Source organism: Providencia sp. PROV_01, assembly GCF_053098325.1.
In genome coordinates, this window is sequence record NZ_JBRFKD010000002.1 from 1,355,730 (window position 1) to 1,378,019 (window position 22,290).

General features: G+C 41.0%; 22 protein-coding genes. 19 read left to right on the plus strand and 3 right to left on the minus strand.

The window, feature by feature from the left end; all coding sequences use genetic code 11:
• The first annotated feature begins 359 nt into the window (after window positions 1–359).
• The 5 genes from ACU696_RS06790 (at window position 360) to megL (ending at window position 4,819) form a co-directional block, all read left to right on the plus strand.
• A complete protein-coding gene (locus ACU696_RS06790; protein ID WP_004913919.1) occupies window positions 360–1,151 on the plus strand; it encodes an endonuclease/exonuclease/phosphatase family protein in 792 nt (263 codons plus the stop codon).
• A gap of 95 nt (window positions 1,152–1,246) precedes the next feature.
• Entirely contained in the window at window positions 1,247–1,792 is a 546-nt protein-coding gene (locus tag ACU696_RS06795) for a DUF1287 domain-containing protein (protein WP_447343226.1), read from the plus strand.
• 215 nt (window positions 1,793–2,007) lie between these two features.
• Window positions 2,008–3,195, plus strand: coding sequence for an NAD(P)/FAD-dependent oxidoreductase (locus ACU696_RS06800; RefSeq protein WP_196724089.1), 1,188 nt, complete (start codon window positions 2,008–2,010; stop codon window positions 3,193–3,195).
• Between the two features lie 13 nt (window positions 3,196–3,208).
• A complete protein-coding gene (locus ACU696_RS06805; RefSeq protein ID WP_004913913.1) occupies window positions 3,209–3,601 on the plus strand; it encodes a hypothetical protein in 393 nt (130 codons plus the stop codon).
• A gap of 15 nt (window positions 3,602–3,616) precedes the next feature.
• A complete protein-coding gene (gene megL, locus ACU696_RS06810) occupies window positions 3,617–4,819 on the plus strand; it encodes a methionine gamma-lyase (RefSeq protein ID WP_109911997.1) in 1,203 nt (400 codons plus the stop codon).
• Window positions 4,820–4,895: 76 nt separating this feature from the next.
• On the opposite strand, the gene ACU696_RS06815 is transcribed toward megL, so the two are convergent.
• Window positions 4,896–6,263, minus strand: coding sequence for an amino acid permease (locus tag ACU696_RS06815; protein WP_109911998.1), 1,368 nt, complete (start codon window positions 6,261–6,263; stop codon window positions 4,896–4,898).
• Window positions 6,264–6,441: 178 nt separating this feature from the next.
• Between ACU696_RS06815 and queE the strand changes: the two genes are divergently transcribed.
• Window positions 6,442–7,113: a 7-carboxy-7-deazaguanine synthase QueE gene (gene queE, locus ACU696_RS06820; RefSeq protein WP_109911999.1), complete on the plus strand. Its 672-nt coding sequence runs from the start codon at window positions 6,442–6,444 to the stop codon at window positions 7,111–7,113.
• Window positions 7,114–7,177: 64 nt separating this feature from the next.
• On the opposite strand, the gene ACU696_RS06825 is transcribed toward queE, so the two are convergent.
• Both ACU696_RS06825 and queD read right to left on the minus strand, forming a co-directional pair.
• A complete protein-coding gene (locus tag ACU696_RS06825) occupies window positions 7,178–7,795 on the minus strand; it encodes a YagU family protein (RefSeq protein WP_209102395.1) in 618 nt (205 codons plus the stop codon).
• A gap of 368 nt (window positions 7,796–8,163) precedes the next feature.
• On the minus strand, window positions 8,164–8,529 hold the full coding sequence (gene queD / locus ACU696_RS06830) for a 6-carboxytetrahydropterin synthase QueD (protein WP_209102396.1): 366 nt from the start codon (window positions 8,527–8,529) through the stop codon (window positions 8,164–8,166).
• Between the two features lie 343 nt (window positions 8,530–8,872).
• On the opposite strand from queD, the gene cysJ reads away from it, so the two are divergent.
• From cysJ to ACU696_RS06895, 13 genes are all read left to right on the plus strand, one after another.
• Complete coding sequence (gene cysJ, locus ACU696_RS06835; RefSeq protein WP_110732232.1) at window positions 8,873–10,678, plus strand: NADPH-dependent assimilatory sulfite reductase flavoprotein subunit; 1,806 nt, start codon at window positions 8,873–8,875, stop codon at window positions 10,676–10,678.
• Window positions 10,678–12,411, plus strand: coding sequence for an assimilatory sulfite reductase (NADPH) hemoprotein subunit (cysI, locus tag ACU696_RS06840; protein ID WP_196719904.1), 1,734 nt, complete (start codon window positions 10,678–10,680; stop codon window positions 12,409–12,411). Before cysJ ends, cysI begins: the two co-directional genes overlap by 1 nt.
• Entirely contained in the window at window positions 12,408–13,142 is a 735-nt protein-coding gene (cysH, locus tag ACU696_RS06845) for a phosphoadenosine phosphosulfate reductase (protein ID WP_110732230.1), read from the plus strand. The genes cysI and cysH overlap by 4 nt, the downstream gene beginning before the upstream one ends.
• A gap of 497 nt (window positions 13,143–13,639) precedes the next feature.
• Complete coding sequence (gene cysG, locus ACU696_RS06850; protein ID WP_209102397.1) at window positions 13,640–15,052, plus strand: siroheme synthase CysG; 1,413 nt, start codon at window positions 13,640–13,642, stop codon at window positions 15,050–15,052.
• A 13-nt stretch (window positions 15,053–15,065) separates the two neighbouring features.
• Window positions 15,066–15,974, plus strand: coding sequence for a sulfate adenylyltransferase subunit CysD (gene cysD, locus ACU696_RS06855; protein ID WP_004913887.1), 909 nt, complete (start codon window positions 15,066–15,068; stop codon window positions 15,972–15,974).
• Between the two features lie 36 nt (window positions 15,975–16,010).
• Complete coding sequence (cysN, locus tag ACU696_RS06860) at window positions 16,011–17,453, plus strand: sulfate adenylyltransferase subunit CysN (protein ID WP_109912004.1); 1,443 nt, start codon at window positions 16,011–16,013, stop codon at window positions 17,451–17,453.
• Between the two features lie 5 nt (window positions 17,454–17,458).
• A complete protein-coding gene (cysC, locus tag ACU696_RS06865) occupies window positions 17,459–18,067 on the plus strand; it encodes an adenylyl-sulfate kinase (protein ID WP_109912005.1) in 609 nt (202 codons plus the stop codon).
• A 160-nt stretch (window positions 18,068–18,227) separates the two neighbouring features.
• Complete coding sequence (gene ftsB / locus ACU696_RS06870; protein WP_004260736.1) at window positions 18,228–18,515, plus strand: cell division protein FtsB; 288 nt, start codon at window positions 18,228–18,230, stop codon at window positions 18,513–18,515.
• Between the two features lie 67 nt (window positions 18,516–18,582).
• Window positions 18,583–19,320 carry a 2-C-methyl-D-erythritol 4-phosphate cytidylyltransferase gene (ispD, locus tag ACU696_RS06875; protein ID WP_004913881.1) on the plus strand — a complete coding sequence of 246 codons (738 nt, stop codon included), beginning with the start codon at window positions 18,583–18,585 and terminating at the stop codon, window positions 19,318–19,320.
• Window positions 19,321–19,329: 9 nt separating this feature from the next.
• Window positions 19,330–19,842, plus strand: coding sequence for a 2-C-methyl-D-erythritol 2,4-cyclodiphosphate synthase (ispF, locus tag ACU696_RS06880; RefSeq protein ID WP_004260732.1), 513 nt, complete (start codon window positions 19,330–19,332; stop codon window positions 19,840–19,842).
• Window positions 19,808–20,866 carry a tRNA pseudouridine(13) synthase TruD gene (gene truD / locus ACU696_RS06885; RefSeq protein ID WP_109912006.1) on the plus strand — a complete coding sequence of 353 codons (1,059 nt, stop codon included), beginning with the start codon at window positions 19,808–19,810 and terminating at the stop codon, window positions 20,864–20,866. Before ispF ends, truD begins: the two co-directional genes overlap by 35 nt.
• Window positions 20,844–21,605, plus strand: coding sequence for a 5'/3'-nucleotidase SurE (gene surE, locus ACU696_RS06890; protein ID WP_164528485.1), 762 nt, complete (start codon window positions 20,844–20,846; stop codon window positions 21,603–21,605). The genes truD and surE overlap by 23 nt, the downstream gene beginning before the upstream one ends.
• Window positions 21,602–22,228, plus strand: coding sequence for a protein-L-isoaspartate(D-aspartate) O-methyltransferase (locus tag ACU696_RS06895; RefSeq protein ID WP_004913875.1), 627 nt, complete (start codon window positions 21,602–21,604; stop codon window positions 22,226–22,228). Before surE ends, ACU696_RS06895 begins: the two co-directional genes overlap by 4 nt.
• The last annotated feature ends 62 nt before the right edge of the window (window positions 22,229–22,290 follow it).

The following is a 22,290-nucleotide window of genomic DNA, read 5'->3' on the forward strand; positions in this document are numbered from 1 at the left end:
TTGGGTGGCTTTTTTGCGTTTGGGGGAAACTAATTTATTGTTGATATTATTCCTCTTCGTAGGGTCATTAGTCATGAATATAACTACCGTCAATGGCAGCTCACGATATAAAGTAGTGAGTAACAACTCACGTATTATTTAGAGGGTGAGGATAAAAGAAGGTAAGTGGTATGAATAGCCACTAATTCAATATTATCCATTTTATAGTTTTAGTGTAAAACTTAAAGGCCTTATGGGTAAGTTAGTGGTTGTGTTAAATTTGATAAGCTATAACATCTCAAATTTGATATACTACCTATAGTAACTAATCAAAAAGTATAAAATTTTCATTATTTTTCTGTGATATAGGGACTTCAAATTTGGCGAAAAGAACCTATTCTGTTCGGTATATTGCAGGTGAGCCCGCTAAACGTATTCAGCCGATGCCTGTTCATATGTTAGGTGAATCACTTCCAATCGGTTTACCACTGTTTGCAGCGGGTGAAACTCTTGATGTGGTTACATGGAATATTTACAAACAGCAACGTCCAAATTGGAAACACACCCTTAACGAATTAGTGAAAGATAGAAAACTAATCTTGCTGCAAGAGGCTCAAATGTCACCTGAGCTAATATCTTTTGCGGCATCACATAAATTAATCGCTGATCAAGTACCTGCATTACCTTTCTCGCCTCACCCTGCTGGAGTGATGACTCTTGCAGCTTCACATCCGATATACTGCTGTCCTTTACGAGAAAAAGAGCCACTTTTACGGCTAGCTAAATCTGCACTGATTACGGTTTATCCGTTACCAAATGGAAAACACTTGATGGTAGCAAATGTGCATGCAATTAACTTCAGCTTTGGTGTGGATGTTTATACTCGGCAATTAAGTAAGCTGGGAATTCATATTGCTAAACATGTTGGCCCAGTGATCCTTGCGGGTGATTTTAATGCATGGAGCAGGCAACGAGTAAATGCATTAAAACGGTTTATTCGTAGTGTTGGTTTAAAAGAAATTGCATTTAATGATGATTACCGTACTAAGGCCTTTGGGCGCCCTTTAGATTACGTATTTTATCGTGGATTGAAGGTTAAAAACAGCATTGTACTACCAACAGATGCTTCTGATCATAACCCTATTATGACCAAATTTACGCTTTCTAAGTAATTAAGATTATCTCCCTTATTTTCCCTCGTATTTAATTGTAGATTCGATGAACTACTTTTATAGGGAATATCAGATTGAAATCATCGTTTTTATACATTCTTTTCTTTTTTGCACAAATAGCTAATGGGTCTAGCTTATTGTTGGCAAAACATGCTGAACAGTTGCCTCGTTTAGTTATTTATGACTCATCTTATCGACAAATTTCTTATCCAAATGGTGATGTGCCCGAACAATATGGTGTTTGTTCTGATGTAGTTATACGAAGCTACCGAAAAATTGGTATTGATTTACAAAAATTAGTACATGAAGACATGAAAGCAAACTTTAGCCAATATCCCAGCCAATGTATATGGGGATTACGTAAGCCAGATACAAATATTGATCATCGTCGCGTGCCTAATTTAGAGGCTTTTTTTTCACGTAAAGGGAAAAATAAGCCTATTTCAAAGAGTGCCAGTGATTATGTACCTGGCGATATTGTCTCATGGCGTTTAGATAATGGTCGGCCACATATCGGTGTTGTAACTTCGATAAAGTCACCAAGTACACAAAGTTATTTAGTTATGCACAATATAGGATATGGCCAAGTTGCTGAAGATGTTTTATTTCGTTGGGATATTGTTGGACATTATTCTTATTAAATGAAATTGTTTTTATGTAATATAATTCTCATAATTATAATTTCCATAATTAACTTATTCGTCAGGTTATATATATATAAGTGATTAGTTTTATTTGTTGTTTTTTAAACTATACCCTAATTATTGTATTGGAATTAATTTTCCATGGGCTATATTTATAACTGGTAGGCATAGCGTATAAAACTTAATTAATTATATATACGGTGGTTAATGTAATGAAAAATATAATTATTGTAGGCGGTGGGACTGGTGGAACGATGCTAGCGAATACACTTGCCAGAAAATTGAGTAAAGAAATTTTTTCGAAGAAAATAAAAATAACATTAATTACTGATAATCCAACCCATTATTATAAACCTGCATTTATGTATGTTGCTTTTAATTTATTTTTTAAGGATGAACTGAGTCGCCCTGAAAGAGAATTGCTAAGACCTGAAATAGAGTTAGCCATTGATAAAATTGAGTCCTTTGATTTTAAAAATAAAGCGCTAAACTCAAAGGATGGAAAAAAATATAATTATGATTTTCTTGTTATTGCGACAGGTTGCGTGCCGAAACCTGAGCGCATTGAAGGTTTAAAGGATATTGGTAACCATTTTTATGCTTATGATGCATCGAGAAAGCTAGCTGACCAATTGGCTAAGATTGAAAAAGGTCGAATTTTTATTACGGTATCATTCCCTGAAACGCCAAATGTACCCCATCAGTGTGGTATCGCACCGATGGAAACAACTTTAATGATTGATGAATTTTTACGTAAACGTCGAGTTAGGGATAGTATTGAAATCGTTTATACCTATCCAACAGTTTCACAATTATTGCGTAACTGTTTATTCATGCAACAACCTGTTTGTGAAGTTATTCCTGAAGTATTTACTGCTAAAAATATTAAAGCTCAGAGAGGGTTTACTTTAGATAAAGTTGATCCAGATAAAAAAATAGCTTATTCGAAAGAAGGTGATGAGCAAAATTTCGACTTATTGATCAGTACTCCGCCAATTACCGCGGTTGAGGCAGTTATTAATACCGGATTAAGTGAGCATAATAATGGTGAAGGATGGCTGCCAACTGATCACGAAACTATGCAAGTTTATGGTGTAGATGGTGTTTATGTTATAGGTGATACTGTTGATTTACCGATCAGTAAAGCAGGTGGAAGTTGCCATAATCAGGCTGCAATTATAGCTGATAATATTTGCGGAGAATTAATTTATGGTTATCCTGCCGCTATTTATGATGGCCGAGTTCAAGCTGTTGCCCAAATGGGATTAACGGCAGGGATGCCTTTACAATACGATTATAAACACGATGTTATTCCTACGCCTCCGACTAAATTAGGGGGATTACTAAGAAATGGCTTTAATAGAGGTATTTATTGGGCTGCTATTCGTGGCTTAGTTTAAGGAGGAAATCAAAATGTCTAATAATGAAAATCAAAGTAAACTAGTTGAACTTCTTAATTCTGAGTCGGGTGATCATTTCGCAGACAAATTAGCACCGCTATTACAATTGAATCGTTTAGATAATATTGTTGATTTACTTTCTCTAATTTCTGACCTTATTGACATTACTGATAATAGCACGGTAGAAAAACTGGCAAACTCATTTGAGGATACTCTAGCGCCAGTCTGGGAATTCGGCACTGCATATAATATGGCTAAAATGGAGGAAATATATAATAGTAAAAATCCAAATTTTCGTTCGGTGTATGCTTTATTAAAAGATCCAAATACATTACGTGGAATTAGTACCGTTTTACGAACCTTGCAAATAATGGGTTCTCGATTGTCTTCCCCCCAAGAGGGATAATATTTCGGAGGTGGTATGATATTAGATAAATTGTATTCTTTTGATACGCGTGTGATACATAATTACTATGATGCAGCCGAAAATTTAGGATCACTCGCTTCTCCTATTTATCAAACGTCAACTTACGTATTTGATAGTGTTGAAGAAGGTGCCGCTTGTTTTAGCGGTGAATCGGATGGGTATATTTATACACGAATAAATAACCCAACATTAAGTTTGTTGGAAAAGCGGCTTGCTGATTTAGAAGAGGGAAATGCAGCAATTGTATTTTCTTCAGGGATGGGGGCAATAACATCGACTCTTTGGACCTTACTAAGCCCAGGAGATGAGCTGTTAGTTGATATGACGGTTTATGGCTGTACATATGCATTCTTTCATCATGGGTTAGCTAAATTTGGTGTCAAAGTTCGTCACATTGATATGAGTGACCCAAATAATGTGGCACAGGAACTCACTGAAAAAACAAAGATGATATTTTTCGAGTCACCTGCAAACCCAAATATGCGCTTAGTTGATATTAATGCTGTGAGTAATATCGTTCATCAATATAACCTTGCAAATAACCAAGAAATATTGGTGACAGTAGATAATACCTATTGTACTCCTTACATTCAAAAACCACTTGAGCTTGGGGCGGATATCGTTGTTCATTCATTAACGAAATATATGAATGGGCATGGTGATGTGATGGCTGGCGCTGTTATAACAACTGAGGAATTAGCGAAGCAAATCAGATTGGTTGGCCTGAAAGATATGACTGGAGCATGTTTATCCCCTCATGATGCAAACCTGATATTGCGAGGAATGAAAACACTGCCAATCAGAATGGAAAGGGTGGTTAAAAATGCACAGAAAGTTGCAAAATATTTGGCCTCGTTATCTGAAGTTTCTCAGGTAATGTATCCAGGTTTACCGAGTTTTCCGCAATACTCATTAGCTCAAAAGCAGATGAAGTTACCTGGAGGGATGATTGCTTTTGAACTTAAAGGGGGCCTTGAGGCGGGTAAGCAGTTTCTGAACCGTCTACAGCTATTTTCTTGTGCGGTTAGCCTCGGTGATTGTGAGTCATTGGCTCAGCACCCTGCAAGTATGACCCATTCTACTTACACTGCTGAGGAACGAAAACAGTATGGGATTAGTGATGGGCTTATTCGTTTATCAGTTGGGTTAGAAAGCGCTAATGATTTGATTGCCGATATTAAGCAAGCGCTCTTTTGATACCACAATAGGTAACAAAAGGCCCTATATCATATAAATATAGGGCCTAAATTCACTTTACGAATACTTTAGTCGATTAAGATTTTTGAAATTTACGCATTACAAAGAAGGTGACGCTCAATATAGCGACCCATGCAAACCCAACGAGAAGGGCAACTTGGGTGTCTTTAAAGAATCCTAGTAATGCAATAACAAAGACCATAAATGCAATAGTAATTGCAGGACCAATCGGCCAAAATGGAACTGGGAATTTGAGTTTTTTAACTTCTTCAGCGCTCATTTGGCGACGCATTGCGACATGAGAAAGTAGGATCATTAACCAGACCCAAACAGTTGCAAAGGTTGCGATTGATGCAATAATCACAAAGATTTTTTCTGGAAGTAGGTAGTTCAAATACACGCCGAGTAACATTACCACGGACATCACCATCACAGTGACCCAAGGCACCCCACTTTTCGTTAACTTGGTAAAGACTTTAGGTGCCTGCTTGTCTTGAGCCATACCATACATCATACGACCAGCACCAAAAATATCACTATTGATAGCTGAGACAGCTGCTGTGATCACCACGATATTTAAGATATTTGCCGCTGATTGAATACCTAAGCTATCAAAAATTTGGACGAATGGGCTGCCATTCTGACCAATTTGATTCCACGGATAGATGCACATCAGAATAAAAAGTGTTAACCCATAGAATAATAAAATACGAATGGGTACTGCATTGATTGCTTTAGGAATAGTTTTTTCTGGATTTTGTGCTTCACTGGCGGTAATACCGATCACTTCGATACCCCCAAAGGCGAACATTACGATAGCTAAGGATGCAATAACACCTTCAATACCGTTAGGCATAAAGCCACCGTGTTCCCAGAGATTTTGGATACCTACCGCATGGTCAGTTTCTTGGCCGAAACCGTAGAACATTAAGAAGGTACCACCAACAATCATTGCGATGATTGCGGAGACTTTCACGATAGACAGCCAAAATTCCATTTCACCGAAAATTTTAACATGGCATAAATTGAGCGCACCAATAAATAGCACGATACTTAATACCCATACCCATTGGTCAACATGTGGAAACCAGAACCCCATGTACATCCCGAAAGCGGTAATATCAGCCAAGCACACGACTAACATTTCAAATACGTAGTTCCAGCCAGTCAAAAAACCAGCGAGGGGGCCCATGTAATGGCTAGCGTAGTGAGAGAATGAACCGGGTACTGGGTGATGCACTGCCATCTCGCCTAAGGCTCGCATGACCATAAATACAGCGGCACCACCGACCATATAAGCGAGTAAAACTGCTGGACCTGCCGCTTGAATGGCAGAAGCAGAACCATAAAATAAGCCGGTACCAATCGCTGACCCTAGAGCCATAAAGCGAATGTGCCGAACACTCAGCCCCTTTCTGAGTTGATTTTGTTCACTACTTTGCATGTCTTTTCCTGTCTTTTTCTTCGTTCGATATGTTGTTCCGAATATGCTTTCGGTATTGTTTATTCAGTCGGACGTACTTTATTGAACCCTAAGGTGGCTACATTATCACAAACTTCCTTGTTCGTAAGATAGATATCTGCAATATAATGCGTGCTTAGCTAACTATTTTAGGAGTGATATGAAATACCCAATTAATGAAATTTTCCAAACCATTCAGGGAGAGGGGGTTTTTACTGGTGTTCCTGCTGTGTTTATTCGTTTACAGGGCTGCCCAGTTGGATGTAGCTGGTGTGATACCAAACAAACATGGGAAAAAGAACAAGATAAAGAATCGACCCTAGGGGATATCGCACTTAAAACGATTGATTCAGATTTATGGGCCATGGCAAGCGGTGAGGCATTGATTCAATTAATGAAAGAAAAACACTTCAGCGCACAGCATATTGTTATTACCGGCGGTGAGCCTTGTATTTATGATTTACAGCCACTGACTGGGATATTAGAACAACACGGATATCAATGCCAAATTGAAACTAGCGGCACATACCCTATTCAATGCACAGATAACACATGGGTTACCGTATCACCAAAAGTCGGTATGAAAGGAGGGTTACAGGTGATCAGCCAAGCAGTAAATCGTGCTAATGAAATTAAGCATCCTGTTGCTCGCGAAAAAGATATTGAGGCTCTTGAGAAAATTTTAGCATTACGTACTGTCGAGCCCTCTCCATCAGTGGCATTGCAGCCAATTAGTCAAAAGGCGGCAGCAACAAAATTGTGTATTGCAACCTGCATTCAACGTAACTGGCGGTTATCGATTCAGACACATAAGTATTTGGATATTCAATAATAAAAATAGCGATAACCTAGCAGTAACCCCCAATAACTGGAAAACGCTTATTGGGGGCTTTAAATTATCTAAATGGTTGGGTTAATGGTACTTCAGGATCTGGCTCGTGAGTAATACGGTTACGTAAGTCACGGCGAATAATTTCAATAGACCAAAACCAAATTAAATGACCAAATATTTCTGACACATTCTCATACCATGGCAGGTCGAAAAGTGGAGGGGTGAGCCCCATTAGAGGGAATGAAATCATGTGGACAAATAATTGCGCCAGTGCACCTGCTAACAACCCTTGCCATAGCTTAATTTTAGGGAATATTTCAGCAACAATGCAATACCCGACCGCAAACACGATAGAAAATATGATGTGAGTAACACCCACAGAGTTAAAAACGTGCCCAGCAAAGGTATAAACTGCAGAGTTAGGATCTGCAATTCCTAACCAATCTCTTAAGAAAATATAAGGTGGATTGAGGAAATTGCGTGAGCAGTCAATTTGTTCTGCTGCACGAATCAGTGTTTCAGGTGAACAAGCGGCATTAAACATATCCGTTGGACTTCTTGGGGGTAATGGAACTTCAGCGCCCCACTTGACAAACGAAGAGACAATACCTGCAATTAAACCGATAAATGCTGCCAGCCCATAGCGCCTTCTGGACTTAGGTGTTTGTTGAAATAGATTCATTTTCCCTGCCTTATTAAAAGTAAATAATGATAAATAATAGATCAGGTTATAATTTGATGCACTATGTCAAATAAATGTTTTTATATCCTTAATGTTAAGGGGGGAATATCAGCCACTGATTTATTGCCTTAATCTCGACCTTAATAACGTATGGATCTTTAGGATTTAGCCTGTAAAAGGCAGTCAGGAAGCTTTCTATACAGCGTTGGGCATTGATATTGGTGATGAGTGATGGGTGATGAGTCGAAAGTGAGGATATAGGGATTTAGCCCCTCATTTATGTTCAAAACCTATTAGGCTTGCCGCTAAGTCAGCGGTCTGAGGAGCGTGTATCCCTATGTTATGTGACTTTTTTAACGCATTAACTTTTAAGCTTCCCCGCGATAGACGCAGCCTGCATTGCAGGTTTCTTTTACAGTAACCGCACTTAATAATGGTAGTAAAGGCTTAGTTTGTTGCCAAATCCACTGGGCTAACACCTCACTAGTTGGGTTTTCTAACCCTTCTATATCATTTAAATAGTGATGGTCTAAGCGTTCCCAAATAGGCTTAAAAGCGGCTTTTACATCGGAGAAATCAATAATCCAACCACTATGTGAGTCGATTTCACCGGTGATTTCTAAACGCACCATGAAAGAATGGCCATGGAGTCGGCCACACTTATGACCCTCTGGTACATGAGGAAGTTTGTGGGCGGCTTCGAAAGTGAAATCTTTATAGATTGTTGTGCTCATATGTGGCTCCTTGTTGTGAATAAACAGCGTATTGTACTGCATTTTTAGGTGAAAATATCTTTAATTACTAAAATAGCGTTAACCGCTTTTATCAATATGATCCATCAGTTAATTGCTTTAGGCTTTTTAGTTATTAATTATGGCTATCGTTTCTTATCCCATTATCTAGGGTTGTTATAACCTAACGGCATACCCTATATGTTTCAGGTACTGCGGTATTTTTTGCTTTATTACCCTAATTATTTGGGGGAATGGGCAGGTATTAGGTTGTCGGTCTTTTCTGGGGTAATGACATGGCATCGTTTTTTAAATCAAAGATGAATAACGCTGGGGTTACAAGATAATGACAAAAAAACAGCCGCCATTAGCGGCGCTGCCAATATCTGTTGAGCAATTAACACGTTTACAGACGGCCGTTGATGATTTTTCATCTCATCAACTCGCATGGCTTTCTGGGTATTTGTGGGGAGTGGTAAATCAAAATACGCAAGTTGATGCATCGGTCAGTACGCCTGCAGTTACGCAAGACACTATCACAATTATCTCAGCTTCACAGACAGGAAATGCACGTCGCCTATCAGAGCAGCTCAGAGAGCGCTTGGTTGCTGAAAAAATTAGTGTGAACTTAGTGAATGCAGGGGATTATAAATTCAAGCAAATCAACCAAGAGAAAGTGTTGGTTATTGTAGCGTCAACACAAGGTGAAGGGGAACCAGCCGAAGAAGCGGTTGCACTGTATAAATACCTTCATTCTAAAAAAGCCCCTAATTTATCACAAACCAGCTATGCGGTTTTCGCGCTGGGAGATTCTTCTTACGAAAAATTTTGCCAAGCGGGTAAAGATTTCGATTCGCAACTTGCATCATTAGGGGCTATATCGTTAACCGAGCGAATTGATGCCGATGTTGAGTATCAAGCGATTGCGAGTGAGTGGGTTGAAAACCTCACACAAATTTTAAAAGCTCGCGTTCCTGCTCAAAGTGATAGCCAATTATTGGCGACTCAAACAGGAAGTGTGAATGAAATTCATTCATCACCTTATAGTAAAACTGCGCCATTAACAGCGTCTCTTCTGAGTAATCAAAAGATCACCAGTCGAGACTCGCATAAAGATGTTCGCCATATTGAAATTGATCTCGGTGACTCTGGTTTACGTTATCAACCTGGTGACGCGCTAGGTGTTTGGTTCGATAATGACCCTGCTTTAGTTGATGAGCTGGTGGCTTTGTTGTGGTTGCAAGGTGACGAAGAAGTCTTTATTGGTTCACAGCGCCATTCACTACGTGATGCACTAATTTATCAATTAGAACTGACACAAAATACCCCAGTAATTGTTGAAAAATATGCTCAGTTGTCAAAAGATGATGCGTTGTTGTCATTGATTAGCGATAAAGCCGCTATTTTGCACTACGCACAAAATACGCCAATCGTCGATATGGTACGCCAAGCGGCATCTCAGCCTACTGCCCAAGAATTTGTTGACCTACTGCGTCCGCTAACCCCTCGTTTGTACTCGATTTCTTCTTCCCAATCTGAGGTAGAAAATGAAGTTCATGCAACGGTTGGGGTTGTCCGCTATGAGATTGATGGTAAGGCACGTACTGGTGGTGCATCAGGTTTCTTAGCTGACCGCTTAAATGAGGATGATGAACTTCGCATATTCATTGAACACAATGATAACTTCCGTCTTCCACAAGACCCAAATACGCCTGTGATCATGATTGGCCCTGGCACCGGGATTGCGCCATTTCGCGCTTTCTTACAGCAGCGTGACAATGACGGTGCGACAGGGAAAAACTGGTTATTTTTTGGTAACCCACATTTTGTTGACGACTTTCTCTACCAGGTGGAATGGCAGCGCTATGTCAAAGACGGTTTATTAACCCATATTTCATTAGCATGGTCCCGCGACCAGCAAGAAAAAATCTATGTACAAGATAAACTTCGCGAACAAGGTGAAGAAGTATGGCAATGGTTACAAGAAGGTGCGCACATCTATGTATGTGGTGATGCAAACCGGATGGCCAAAGATGTCGAACAGGTATTATTAGATATCGTCAGTCAATATGGGAACATGGATAGTGAAGAAGCTGATGAATTTTTAAGTGAGCTGCGCGTAATGCGCCGTTATCAGAGGGATGTTTATTAATGAGCAATGAACAACAACAAAAGCCCTTAATTGTCGAAGGTAAACTTGCTGACAGTGAACGCATGAAGCAAGACAGTAATTACTTACGTGGAACCATTAAGGATGACTTAAAAAATGGGTTAACGGGAGGTTTTGAGGGTGATAATTTCCTGTTGATTCGTTTTCACGGGATGTATCAACAAGATGACCGTGATATTCGTGCCGAGCGGGCGGAACAAAAACTCGAACCTCGCCATGCAATGATGCTGCGTTGTCGTTTGCCGGGCGGCATAATTACGCCCAAGCAATGGCTTGATATTGATAAGTTTGCCACGGAGCACACGCTGTATGGCAGTGTGCGTATTACGAATCGGCAAACATTTCAGTTTCATGGCATCCTCAAAGGGGATGTAAAGCCTGCCCATCAAATGCTAAGTCATGTTGGTTTAGATGCCCTTGCAACGGCGAATGATGTTAACCGTAACGTGTTATGCACTTCTAACCCTGTGCAATCCGAATTGCACCAACAAGCCTATGAATGGGCAAAGAAAATATCTGAACATTTATTACCGCGCACTAGTGCTTACGCGGAAATTTGGTTAGATAAAGAAAAGATAGTGACAACGGATGAAGAGCCAATTTTAGGGCAAACTTATTTGCCACGAAAATTTAAAACCTCAGTCGTGATCCCACCACTAAATGATGTGGACTTGCATGCAAATGATATGAACTTTGTTGCAATTGCCCAAAACGGTGAGTTGATCGGTTTTAACGTGCTGGTGGGCGGTGGCCTTGCTATGACTCATGGGGATACCGCAACATTTCCTCGCTTAGCCAGTGAGTTTGGGTTTATTCCATTAGACAAAACATTAGCCATTGCAGAAGCGATAGTCACCACTCAACGGGATTGGGGCAATCGAACTGAACGTAAAAATGCAAAAACCAAATATACCCTTGAACGTGTAGGAGTCGATACTTTCAAAGCAGAGGTCGAAAGGCGCTCTGGTGTAACTTTTGAGCCCATTCGGCCTTATCAATTCACTGAACGTGGTGACAAAATTGGCTGGCTCAAAGGGATTGATAATCGCTGGCACTTAACATTATTTATTGAAAATGGTCGATTAATTGATTTAGAAAATAAGCCATTAAAAACCGGTGTGGCCGAAATTGCGCGTATTCATCAAGGTGATTTTCGTTTAACGGCAAACCAAAACTTAATTGTCGCGGGGGTGCCTGAAAGTGAAAAAGCGGCAATTGAAGCGATTGCCAGATCTCATGGGTTAATGAGTGATGACATAACGGCGCAACGTGAAAACTCCATGGCTTGTGTATCATATCCAACTTGCCCGCTCGCGATGGCGGAAGCCGAACGCTTTTTACCTGAATTTATTAGTCAGGTGGAAAGTATTATGGCCTCTCATCAAGTGGCCAATGAACATATCGTTTTGCGGATAACGGGTTGCCCTAATGGCTGTGGGCGAGCGATGTTGGCAGAGGTTGGGCTGGTCGGTAAAGCTATTGATAGATATAACTTACATTTAGGTGGAAATCGCATTGGTACTCGTATTCCACGCATGTATCGTGAAAATATTAGCAGTGCGGAAATTCTAACCATTTTAGATGAATTAATCGGTGACTGGGCAAAGGCACGCTTGCCTGACGAAGGGTTTGGCGATTTTCTTATTCGCACCAATGTCGTAAAACCGGTATTGAATTCAGCCATCGATTTTTATGAGGTAAAGGAGGCGGTATGAGTCGACTTGAGCTAGCAACACTCACCGCACTCGATAAGCCCCAACAAGTCGCTTATCTCGCGGAGTTTAATTCCCAGTTAGAAGCTATGAATGCATTGCAACGGGTTGAGTGGGCGATTGAATATTTACCCGCAGAGTTTGTGTTGTCTTCCAGCTTTGGTATCCAAGCGGCACTAACATTGCATATGGTGACGCAAATTGTGCCAAATATCCCAGTTATTTTAACAGATACCGGTTATTTGTTCCCAGAGACCTATCAATTTATTGAGGCGTTAACAGATAAGTTGAATTTAAATTTACAGGTGTATCGAGCAAAGCAGTCACCTGCTTGGCAAGAAGCGCTATATGGTCAACTTTGGACGCAAGGGCTTGATGGTATTGAGCGTTATAACCAATTGAATAAAGTTGAGCCAATGGAGCGCGCGTTACATGAATTACAGGCACAAACTTGGTTTTCAGGTTTACGGCGAGAGCAATCAGCAAGCCGCGCAAATTTGTCTGTGCTAGGTATCGGAAAAGGCATTTTTAAAGTTTTACCAGTGATTGATTGGAATAATAAGCAAGTTTATGAATATCTAACAAAATATGATTTACCCTATCATCCTCTGTGGGAGCAAGGGTATTTATCGGTTGGTGATACCCATACAACTCGCAAATGGGAAGAGGGAATGAATGAAGAAGATACTCGTTTTTTTGGATTAAAGCGTGAATGCGGGCTGCATGAAAACTAAATACTCGTCATAATTCAAGCCGCAGCGTTGTTGTCTACGTGCATTCGCACTAGTCACATACTGGTGTATGCTCCTAGTGACTCATTTACTTGCCGCCTAGCTGCAACGTGAATTATTTAGAGTATTAATTTAGTCATAATTCAAGCCGCAGCGTTGTTGTCTACATGCAACTCGAATTATTTAGGGTATTGAATATAAGCAAATAATAACTAAATAAATAAAATATTTGTTTAATTACAAAGGAATACTTTTGTATTTAAAAAAGTATTTCAAGCTAATTATTAAATTAAATCAGTAATTAGTTAACTTGTTAAATTTAATCTAAGTTTTATTTTTTATTTGTATTTATCGATTTTCTATCAGGGTTGTGATGATTATTTGGCTTATTCCTTTCAGTTACAAGAAAGAGCTTTTTGTCATTTCAAACCTATTGTTTGAAGCCATATAGTCAATTTTATATTTCTTATAATCAGTTTATATAACGATGGGTGAGCAAGATGGATTATTTACCATTATTTGTCGATGTCCGCACGCGAAAGGTCGTGTTAATTGGCGGCGGTGTTGTCGCAGCTCGAAAAGCAGAATTGCTAATAAAAGCACAAGCTGACTTAGTGATCATCTCACCGACGTTATGTATGCAATTACAAACTGAACACCAACAAAATAAATTTGTTTGGTTAGCTGAGGATTACCAATCCATTCATTTAGATGATGCTTTTTTAGTTATCGCAGCAACAGATGATGCATTACTGAATGAAACCGTTTTCTATGACGCTAATGAACGGAAAGTATTCGTTAACGTGGTTGATGACCAGCCGTTATGTTCATTTATTGTACCTTCTATTATTGATCGTTCCCCGGTGATTGTGGCGATCTCTTCAGGAGGGACGGCACCTGTTTTGGCTCGTTTACTTAGAGAAAAACTGGAAACGATGCTACCAACTTCCTTGGGAAAAATGGCAGAAATAGCCGGCCGCTGGCGTCATAAAGTCAAAGAAACACTAACGAGTATGCGTGAAAGGAAGCGCTTCTGGGAAAAAAGTTTCAGTGGACGTTTTGCTTCGCTAGTTGAAAAAGGGCAATTCAGTGAAGCGGAACAACAATTGGAACGTCAATTGTATGAACCTGATAACCATGGCGAATTAACCTTAGTCGGTGCCGGTCCGGGAGATGCGGGGCTACTGACGTTAAAAGGGTTGCGAGTTTTACAAAGTGCAGAGGTGGTTTTGTATGACCATCTGGTGAGTGAAGAAATACTCGAACTAGTTCGTCGCGATGCTGACAAAATTTGTGTTGGGAAACGCGCAGGAAATCACAGTGTTTCCCAAGAAGAAACCAATGCTTTGATCGTGAAATTTGCTCAACAAGGTAAAAAAGTGGTGCGCCTGAAAGGTGGTGATCCTTTTGTGTTTGGGCGAGGGGGAGAAGAGCTACAAGTTGCGGCACAAGCGGGGATCCCATTTCAAGTGGTTCCTGGTGTAACAGCGGCGATTGGTGCAGCCGCTTACGCGGGGGTTCCGCTGACTCACCGAGAGCATTCACAGAGTATTACGTTTATTACAGGTCATTGTCGTGAAAATGGAATGGAACTTGATTGGCAGGCGCTTGCTCGAGGGAACCAAACGCTAGCTATCTATATGGGCACCGTAAAGGCCGCGAAAATCAGCGAACAGTTGATTCAATTCGGCCGTGCTGAAAATACCCCTGTTGCTGTTATCGGCTGTGGCACTCGGCGTGAACAAAAAGTAGTGACTGGCAAATTAAACGAGCTTGAAGTATTAGCACAGCAGGCACCCGCTCCTGCTTTGATAGTGGTTGGTGAAGTAGCTGCATTGCACCAACAACTCGCGTGGTTTGGTTCTCAAACCGAAGACATCAGATGGCGCAGTGCCGTATTGGAACTGGCTTAAGTAAGGGGCTATCGTGAACGACAAAAAATTGACTCATTTACAGCAGTTAGAGGCAGAAAGTATTCATATTATTCGTGAAGTTGCCGCCGAATTTGCTAACCCAGTCATGCTGTACTCTATTGGTAAAGATTCCTCTGTGATGCTCCATTTAGCACGCAAGGCATTTTATCCGGGAAAACTGCCATTTCCTCTCTTACATGTTGATACGGGGTGGAAATTTCGTGAAATGTACGAGTTTCGTGATGCAACAGCAGAAAAATACGGTTTTGAGCTACTTGTTCATCGTAACCCTGAAGGAGAAAAGCTGGGGATCAACCCGTTTGTACATGGCAGTGCTAAGCACACCGATATTATGAAAACTGAAGGCTTAAAGCAGGCTTTGGATAAATATGGTTTTGATGCTGCATTTGGCGGTGCTCGTCGTGATGAAGAGAAATCACGCGCAAAAGAGCGGATCTACTCTTTTCGTGACCGATCTCATCGTTGGGACCCTAAAAACCAGCGGCCTGAGCTGTGGCATAACTATAATGGGCAGGTCAATAAAGGGGAAAGTATTCGTGTTTTCCCACTATCAAATTGGACAGAACTCGATATTTGGCAATATATCTATTTGGAAAACATCGATATTGTTCCCCTGTATTTTGCAAAAGAACGGCCAGTTATTCAGCGGGACGGTACTTTGTTAATGGTGGATGATAACCGTATTGACCTACAAGCGGGTGAAGTCATTAGTCAGCAAAAAGTGCGTTTTAGAACATTAGGTTGTTGGCCACTGACGGGAGCTGTGCCATCAGAAGCACAAACGCTGCCTGAGATTATAGAAGAAATGTTGATTTCTACGACGAGTGAGCGACAGGGGCGGCTGATTGATAGCGACCAATCCGCTTCGATGGAGTTGAAAAAGCGCCAAGGTTATTTTTAGTGGGCAAGGTTAATACGCAAAGTCAGGAGAAAAATCATGGCACAAGCCGTTTATAATGAATCAATCGCTCATCAAATTGAACAGCAAGGTGGTGTAGAACCTTATTTATTGGCGCAGCAACATAAAGGATTATTACGCTTTTTAACCTGCGGTAATGTGGATGATGGTAAAAGTACCTTAATCGGCCGTTTACTGCATGATACTCGCCAAATTTACCAAGACCAACTGTCAACTTTGCAAAGTGATAGTAAGCGGATAGGGACTCAAGGGGAAAAACTTGACCTTGCTCTGCTGGTGGATGGCCTTGCTGCTGAACGTGAGCAGGGGATCACCATCGATGTGGCTTATCGTTATTTTTCAACAGAAAAGCGCAAATTTATTATTGCGGACACCCCCGGCCATGAGCAATATACGCGCAATATGGCGACAGGGGCATCAACTTGCTCACTTTCTATTTTGTTGATCGATGCTCGAAAAGGGGTACAGGAACAAACGCGTCGCCATAGTTTTATTAGTACATTGCTTGGGATCCGCCATCTTATTGTTGCCGTCAATAAAATGGATCTGGTGGATTACAGTGAAGCCATTTTTGAAAAAATAAAGCAGGATTACCAAAAGTTTGCAATGGAGTTGCCTGTGGATTTAACGGTCTGGTTTGTACCGATCTCAGCCCTAGATGGCGATAATATTGTAAATGCTAGCGATAATTTTAAGTGGTATCAAGGTGATACGCTATTATCGATATTAGAAAATGTTCAAGTGGAACAAAAAGCTTCGGAGCAAGCTTTGCGTTTCCCTGTGCAATATGTGAACCGCCCAAATTTAGACTTTCGCGGATACAGCGGGACATTATCAGCAGGGATCGTGGAAGTGGGTCAAAAGGTCAAAGTGTTGCCATCAGGCGCCACTTCAGCAATTAAAGAAATTGTGACTTTTTCAGGGGAACAAGATTTTGCTATACCGGGGGAAGCGATTACATTAGTACTTGAGGATGAAATTGATATTAGTCGTGGCGACTTAATTGTTGCACAAGATGAAACCTTACAAACGACGCAGCATGCTTCTGTCGATGTCGTGTGGATGTCTGAACAGCCATTAGTTCAAGGCCAACAACTTGATATTAAAATTGCGGGAAAACGCAGTCGAGCAAAAGTAGAAAATATTCAATACCAAGTTGATATCAATAATTTAACCCAGAAAGTAGCGACAGAGCTGCCGTTGAATGGGATTGGTTTAGTCGAGTTTTCCTTTGATGAGCCATTGTTACTGGAAAACTACCAACGCAATGCAGACACTGGTGGAATGATTTTTATTGATAGGCTCACAAATGTGACGGTTGGCGCGGGTTTAGTCCGCGAAACACAAGCCCCTGTTTTTGATCAACCCAGTGATTTTAGTGAATTTGAAATTGAGCTAAACAAATTAGTACGCCGCCATTTCCCACATTGGGGTGCGCGTGATGTATTGGGTGGGAAATAATACGGATGACAAAAGAAAACCATATTGTTTGGCACCAACATCAAGTAACTCGCCAATTACGTGAAAGTAATAATGGCCATAAAGGTGCTGTGTTGTGGTTCACCGGGTTATCAGGTTCTGGGAAATCGACATTAGCAGGGGCAATAGAGCACCAATTGACGTCCATGGGAATGAAAACCTATTTATTGGATGGCGATAATATTCGCCATGGTTTATGCCGTGATTTAGGGTTTAATGAGGCCGATAGGCAAGAGAATATTCGTCGAGTGGGGGAGGTGGCGAAGTTAATGGTTGATGCAGGGTTAATTGTTGCGACCGCATTTATTTCGCCTTTCCAAGCGGATAGACAAAAAGTTCGTGATTTATTTGAACCTGAGCAATTTTTTGAGTTGTACGTGGATACCCCCGTAAGTATTTGTGAACAGCGAGACCCCAAGGGGTTATATCAACAAGCACGGGAAGGAAAAATAAAACAATTCACGGGGATTGATTCCCCTTATGAAATACCTCAAAACCCTGAGCTGCATCTGGATGGACAACAACCCATTTCGGATTCCCTTTCCCAAATCATTGCGCTTTTATTGCGCAATCATGTCATTCAGCTAGATTATTAATACAGCTTAAATACCTCCTTTATTTTATCTGATGGTAAAATAAGGCGGTATTTTGCGTATTCAAACCCGACTTAATCTGACTTTTTAGCACAATTTTAGTATCACAGTAGCGTCAATCGTTGAGTTATGGGATGATTAGCAAATCATTTCAGGGGGCAAGATGGGTAAATTAACGCTACTATTAATTGCGATATTAGCTTGGTTACAGTATTCCTTATGGTTAGGTAAAAATGGCATACATGACTACGTACAAGTCAAAGATGATGTCGCCGCTCAGGAAATTGTAAATTCGCGCTTAAAAATGCGTAATGAACAGCTATTCGCTGAAATCAACGACTTAAATGATGGCCAAGATGCGATTGAAGAACGAGCCCGAACAGAGCTTGGGATGATCAAACCTGGAGAGTCATTTTATCGAATGGTTAAAGAAAGTAATAACCAGAAATAGACACAATAATATGATGTCAAAATAGTATACCCATTAGCCTGATAATTTCTGATGTAAGAATTCAACAATGACAAATCCAAATCATGCCCCACAAAATAATCTTCCGCGAATTGTTGCACTGATTCCTGCTGCTGGGGTAGGTAGCCGTATGAATGCAGAGTGCCCAAAACAATACTTGCAGGTTGCAGGTAAAACAATCATTGAGCACACCATCAGCGCATTGCTAGAAAATGATAAAGTGCAAGAAATTGTGGTTGCGTTGAGTGCGGAAGATGATTATTTTCAACAACTTGAAATTTCTAATGACCCTCGAGTGACGACGGTTATTGGTGGCAAAGAACGCGCCGATTCAGTATTAGCGGGACTGGATTTTTTAATTGCTAATCCCCAATTTTCAGATTGCTGGGTATTAGTGCACGATGCAGCGCGTCCCTGCCTTCATCAATCAGATTTAAATGAAATTATTCAATTAGCAGCGGAACAAAATTGTTGTGGTGGGATCCTCGCTGCCCCAGTGCGTGATACCATGAAACGTAGTTCAACAGCCAACCAATTAATTGACCATACCGTTGAACGTGAAGCGTTATGGCATGCCCTTACACCACAATTTTTTCCGTTAATATTATTACGGGATTGTCTAAGTAAAGCCTTGAAAGAAAACGCAGTGATCACCGATGAAGCTTCTGCGCTAGAATATTGCGGCCACCAACCTGTGTTAGTTGCTGGCCGCGCTGATAATTTAAAAGTGACGCGCCCAGAAGACCTCACTTTAGCGGAATTTTATCTTTCAAGAATGAACAACTAAGGAAAAAAAATGAGAATCGGACACGGTTTTGACGTACACAAATTTGGTGGCGAAGGCCCTATCATCATTGGTGGCGTGCGTATCCCTTATGAACAAGGTTTGCTCGCGCATTCTGACGGTGATGTGGTCTTACACGCGTTAACCGATGCAATTCTCGGCGCTGCTGCACTGGGGGATATTGGTAAATTATTCCCTGATACGGACCCTGCATATAAAGGGGCGGATAGCCGAGTCTTATTGAGAGACGCATTTTGCCATGTGCGCGCCAAAGGGTATCGCATTGGTAACATTGATATTACTATCATGGCTCAGGCGCCAAAAATGTTGCCTCATATCGCTCAGATGCGTGTGAATATTGCCGAAGATCTTGAGTGCCACATGGATGATGTGAATGCGAAAGCGACCACAACAGAGCAACTCGGTTTTGTGGGGCGTAAAGAAGGCATTGCCTGTGCTGCGGTTGTTCTTTTAATAAAAGATAATAGTAATGAAAGTAATGAATGTTCAGTACCTGCATGGTAAGCCATTATCTTCTGGCACGTTAAAAAGTGTCCCTGAAGATTTTATCGTCAAAGAAGATTTAGGCTTTGAGCTAGATGGCGAAGGCGAACATGTTATGGTTCGTGTGGAAAAAACAGGCTGTAATACCGTGTTTGTTGCTGAACAACTAGCAAAATTTGCTAAAATTTCAGCGAGAGCTGTCAGTTACGCAGGTTTAAAAGATAGGCATGCAGTGACAGAGCAGTGGTTTTGCCTGCAAATGCCGGGTAAAGAAACACCTGTTTTTTCGACTTGGCAACTCGAAGGCTGCCGAATACTGGCTGTTACTCGGCAAAAACGCAAATTACGTATTGGTTCCTTGAAAGGAAACCAGTTTGAAATAACGTTGCGTGATATTTCGGATGCAAAAGATGTTGAACAGCGTTTACAGAAAGTTGCATTAACAGGGGTGCCTAATTACTTTGGTGAACAACGTTTTGGGCGTGATGGACAAAATTTAACGCAAGCGTTACGTTGGGCAAACCAAGAAACCAACGTACGTGAACGCAACAAGCGTAGCTTCTATCTTTCAGCTGCTCGTAGTGCAATGTTTAACCATGTGGCAAGCGAACGTATTGCAAATAATACCGCTCAACACGTGATGTTGGGAGACGCATTGCAATTAACCGGTAGAGGAAGTTGGTTTGTCGCGACACAAGATGAGTTTGCTACATTGCAACCTCGCCTAGAGTCCAACGAATTAAGCATTACCGCGCCATTACCGGGTGATGGGGAGTTGGGAACTCAGGATGAAGCACTGGCATTTGAAACTCAGTGTTTAGCGGATTATCAACCCTTTATCTCTTTAATGCAGCGTGAACGAGTTTCTCCAGCTAGACGAGCGGTGATAACTAAACCTAAAAACTTACAGTGGGAATGGTTGGACGACTCGACGGTAAAACTGAATTTTTTCTTAAACTCAGGTTGTTTTGCAACCAGTGTTGTGAGAGAAATTATTAATCAAAATGGGCAGGATAATGTCGATGCTAAAGATTTTATTGAGTAATGACGATGGGGTAAATGCGTCCGGGATTCAAACCCTCGCGGCAGCGCTACGCCAATATTATCATGTTCAGGTGATTGCGCCTGATCGCAATCGTAGTGGGGCTTCTAATGCATTAACATTAGATAAACCACTTAAAATTCAAACGCTAAGTAATGGTGATCTTGCTGTACAAGAGGGAACGCCAACAGATTGTGTCTATATTGGAGTTAATAAAGTAGTACGTCCACGTCCTGATATTGTTGTCTCTGGTATTAACTGTGGCCCTAATTTAGGGGATGATGTTATTTATTCAGGTACTGTTGCAGCAGCAACTGAAGGCCGTCATTTAGGTTTACCTTCAATTGCGGTATCGTTAGATGGCGAAACGCATTATGAAAGTGCGGCGAAAGTGACATGCGATATTCTTGCGCTCTTACAGAAGAACCCATTGCGTGCAGGGAATATCTTAAATATAAATGTACCAGATATCCCGTACGAAGAAATTAAAGGTATCAAAGTCACTCGCTGTGGCAGTCGTCATGCCGCTTCTGAGGTGTATAGCCTAGAGGACCCAAAAGGGAATACATTGTATTGGCTAGGGCCAGTTGGGGAGATCCGTGATGCCAGTCCGGGAACGGATTTTGAGGCTGTACAAAATGGGTACGTTTCAATTACGCCATTACAAGTTGACCTAACCGCTTATAAAGCACACTCACTAGTGGAAGAGTGGCTCGAAAAATCAGGAGTGTCAGTAAAATGAAAACAGGGCTCATGAAAGAACTTTTGGCTCAATTACGCCAACAGGGAATTCACGATGAGCGCCTATTAGATGCCATTTCACTTGTTCCTCGGGAACGGTTTGTGGATGAAGCGCTCTCCCATAAAGCCTATGACAATATCCCATTACCTATTGGTCATGGGCAAACTATTTCACAGCCCTATATTGTTGCTAAAATGACAGCGCTATTGGCTTTAGCACCGGATGATCACGTTCTTGAGATAGGAACTGGTTCAGGGTATCAAACCGCAGTATTGGCTCACTTGGTTAAGCACGTTTTTTCTGTTGAGCGGGTGAAGAGCTTGCAATGGGCGGCTAAACGGCGCTTGAAGCAACTTGATTTACACAATGTTTCAACTCGTCATGGTGATGGTTGGGAAGGTTGGCAATCAAAAGGCCCCTTTGATGCCATCATTGTTACTGCAGCACCAACAGAAATACCAACTCTACTATTAGGGCAATTAAAAGATGGTGGGCGAATGGTTCTACCTGTCGGTGATAAAGAACAAGCACTAAAGCTAATTACCCGACGAGGTAATGATTACCATACTAATGTTATCGAAAAAGTTCGTTTTGTCCCATTGATCGCGGGTGATCTTCTTTAATCTACTTGCAATGATATTTAATAAAAGCCTGACTATTTTTATAATGGATTTAAATAAAATAT

Coding starts and splice junctions, on each gene's coding strand:
- ACU696_RS06800 (WP_196724089.1), top strand. CDS start 2,008: ATGAAAAATATAATTATTGTAGGCGGTGGGACTGGTGGAACGATGCTA.
- cysI (WP_196719904.1), top strand. CDS start 10,678: ATGAGCAATGAACAACAACAAAAGCCCTTAATTGTCGAAGGTAAACTT.
- cysN (WP_109912004.1), top strand. CDS start 16,011: ATGGCACAAGCCGTTTATAATGAATCAATCGCTCATCAAATTGAACAG.
- ftsB (WP_004260736.1), top strand. CDS start 18,228: ATGGGTAAATTAACGCTACTATTAATTGCGATATTAGCTTGGTTACAG.
- ACU696_RS06815 (WP_109911998.1), bottom strand. CDS start 6,263: ATGCAAAGTAGTGAACAAAATCAACTCAGAAAGGGGCTGAGTGTTCGG.
- ACU696_RS06895 (WP_004913875.1), top strand. CDS start 21,602: ATGAAAACAGGGCTCATGAAAGAACTTTTGGCTCAATTACGCCAACAG.
- cysJ (WP_110732232.1), top strand. CDS start 8,873: ATGACAAAAAAACAGCCGCCATTAGCGGCGCTGCCAATATCTGTTGAG.
- ispD (WP_004913881.1), top strand. CDS start 18,583: ATGACAAATCCAAATCATGCCCCACAAAATAATCTTCCGCGAATTGTT.
- queD (WP_209102396.1), bottom strand. CDS start 8,529: ATGAGCACAACAATCTATAAAGATTTCACTTTCGAAGCCGCCCACAAA.
- truD (WP_109912006.1), top strand. CDS start 19,808: ATGAAAGTAATGAATGTTCAGTACCTGCATGGTAAGCCATTATCTTCT.
- cysH (WP_110732230.1), top strand. CDS start 12,408: ATGAGTCGACTTGAGCTAGCAACACTCACCGCACTCGATAAGCCCCAA.
- cysG (WP_209102397.1), top strand. CDS start 13,640: ATGGATTATTTACCATTATTTGTCGATGTCCGCACGCGAAAGGTCGTG.
- ACU696_RS06825 (WP_209102395.1), bottom strand. CDS start 7,795: ATGAATCTATTTCAACAAACACCTAAGTCCAGAAGGCGCTATGGGCTG.
- ispF (WP_004260732.1), top strand. CDS start 19,330: ATGAGAATCGGACACGGTTTTGACGTACACAAATTTGGTGGCGAAGGC.
- surE (WP_164528485.1), top strand. CDS start 20,844: ATGCTAAAGATTTTATTGAGTAATGACGATGGGGTAAATGCGTCCGGG.
- queE (WP_109911999.1), top strand. CDS start 6,442: ATGAAATACCCAATTAATGAAATTTTCCAAACCATTCAGGGAGAGGGG.
- cysC (WP_109912005.1), top strand. CDS start 17,459: ATGACAAAAGAAAACCATATTGTTTGGCACCAACATCAAGTAACTCGC.
- megL (WP_109911997.1), top strand. CDS start 3,617: ATGATATTAGATAAATTGTATTCTTTTGATACGCGTGTGATACATAAT.
- ACU696_RS06805 (WP_004913913.1), top strand. CDS start 3,209: ATGTCTAATAATGAAAATCAAAGTAAACTAGTTGAACTTCTTAATTCT.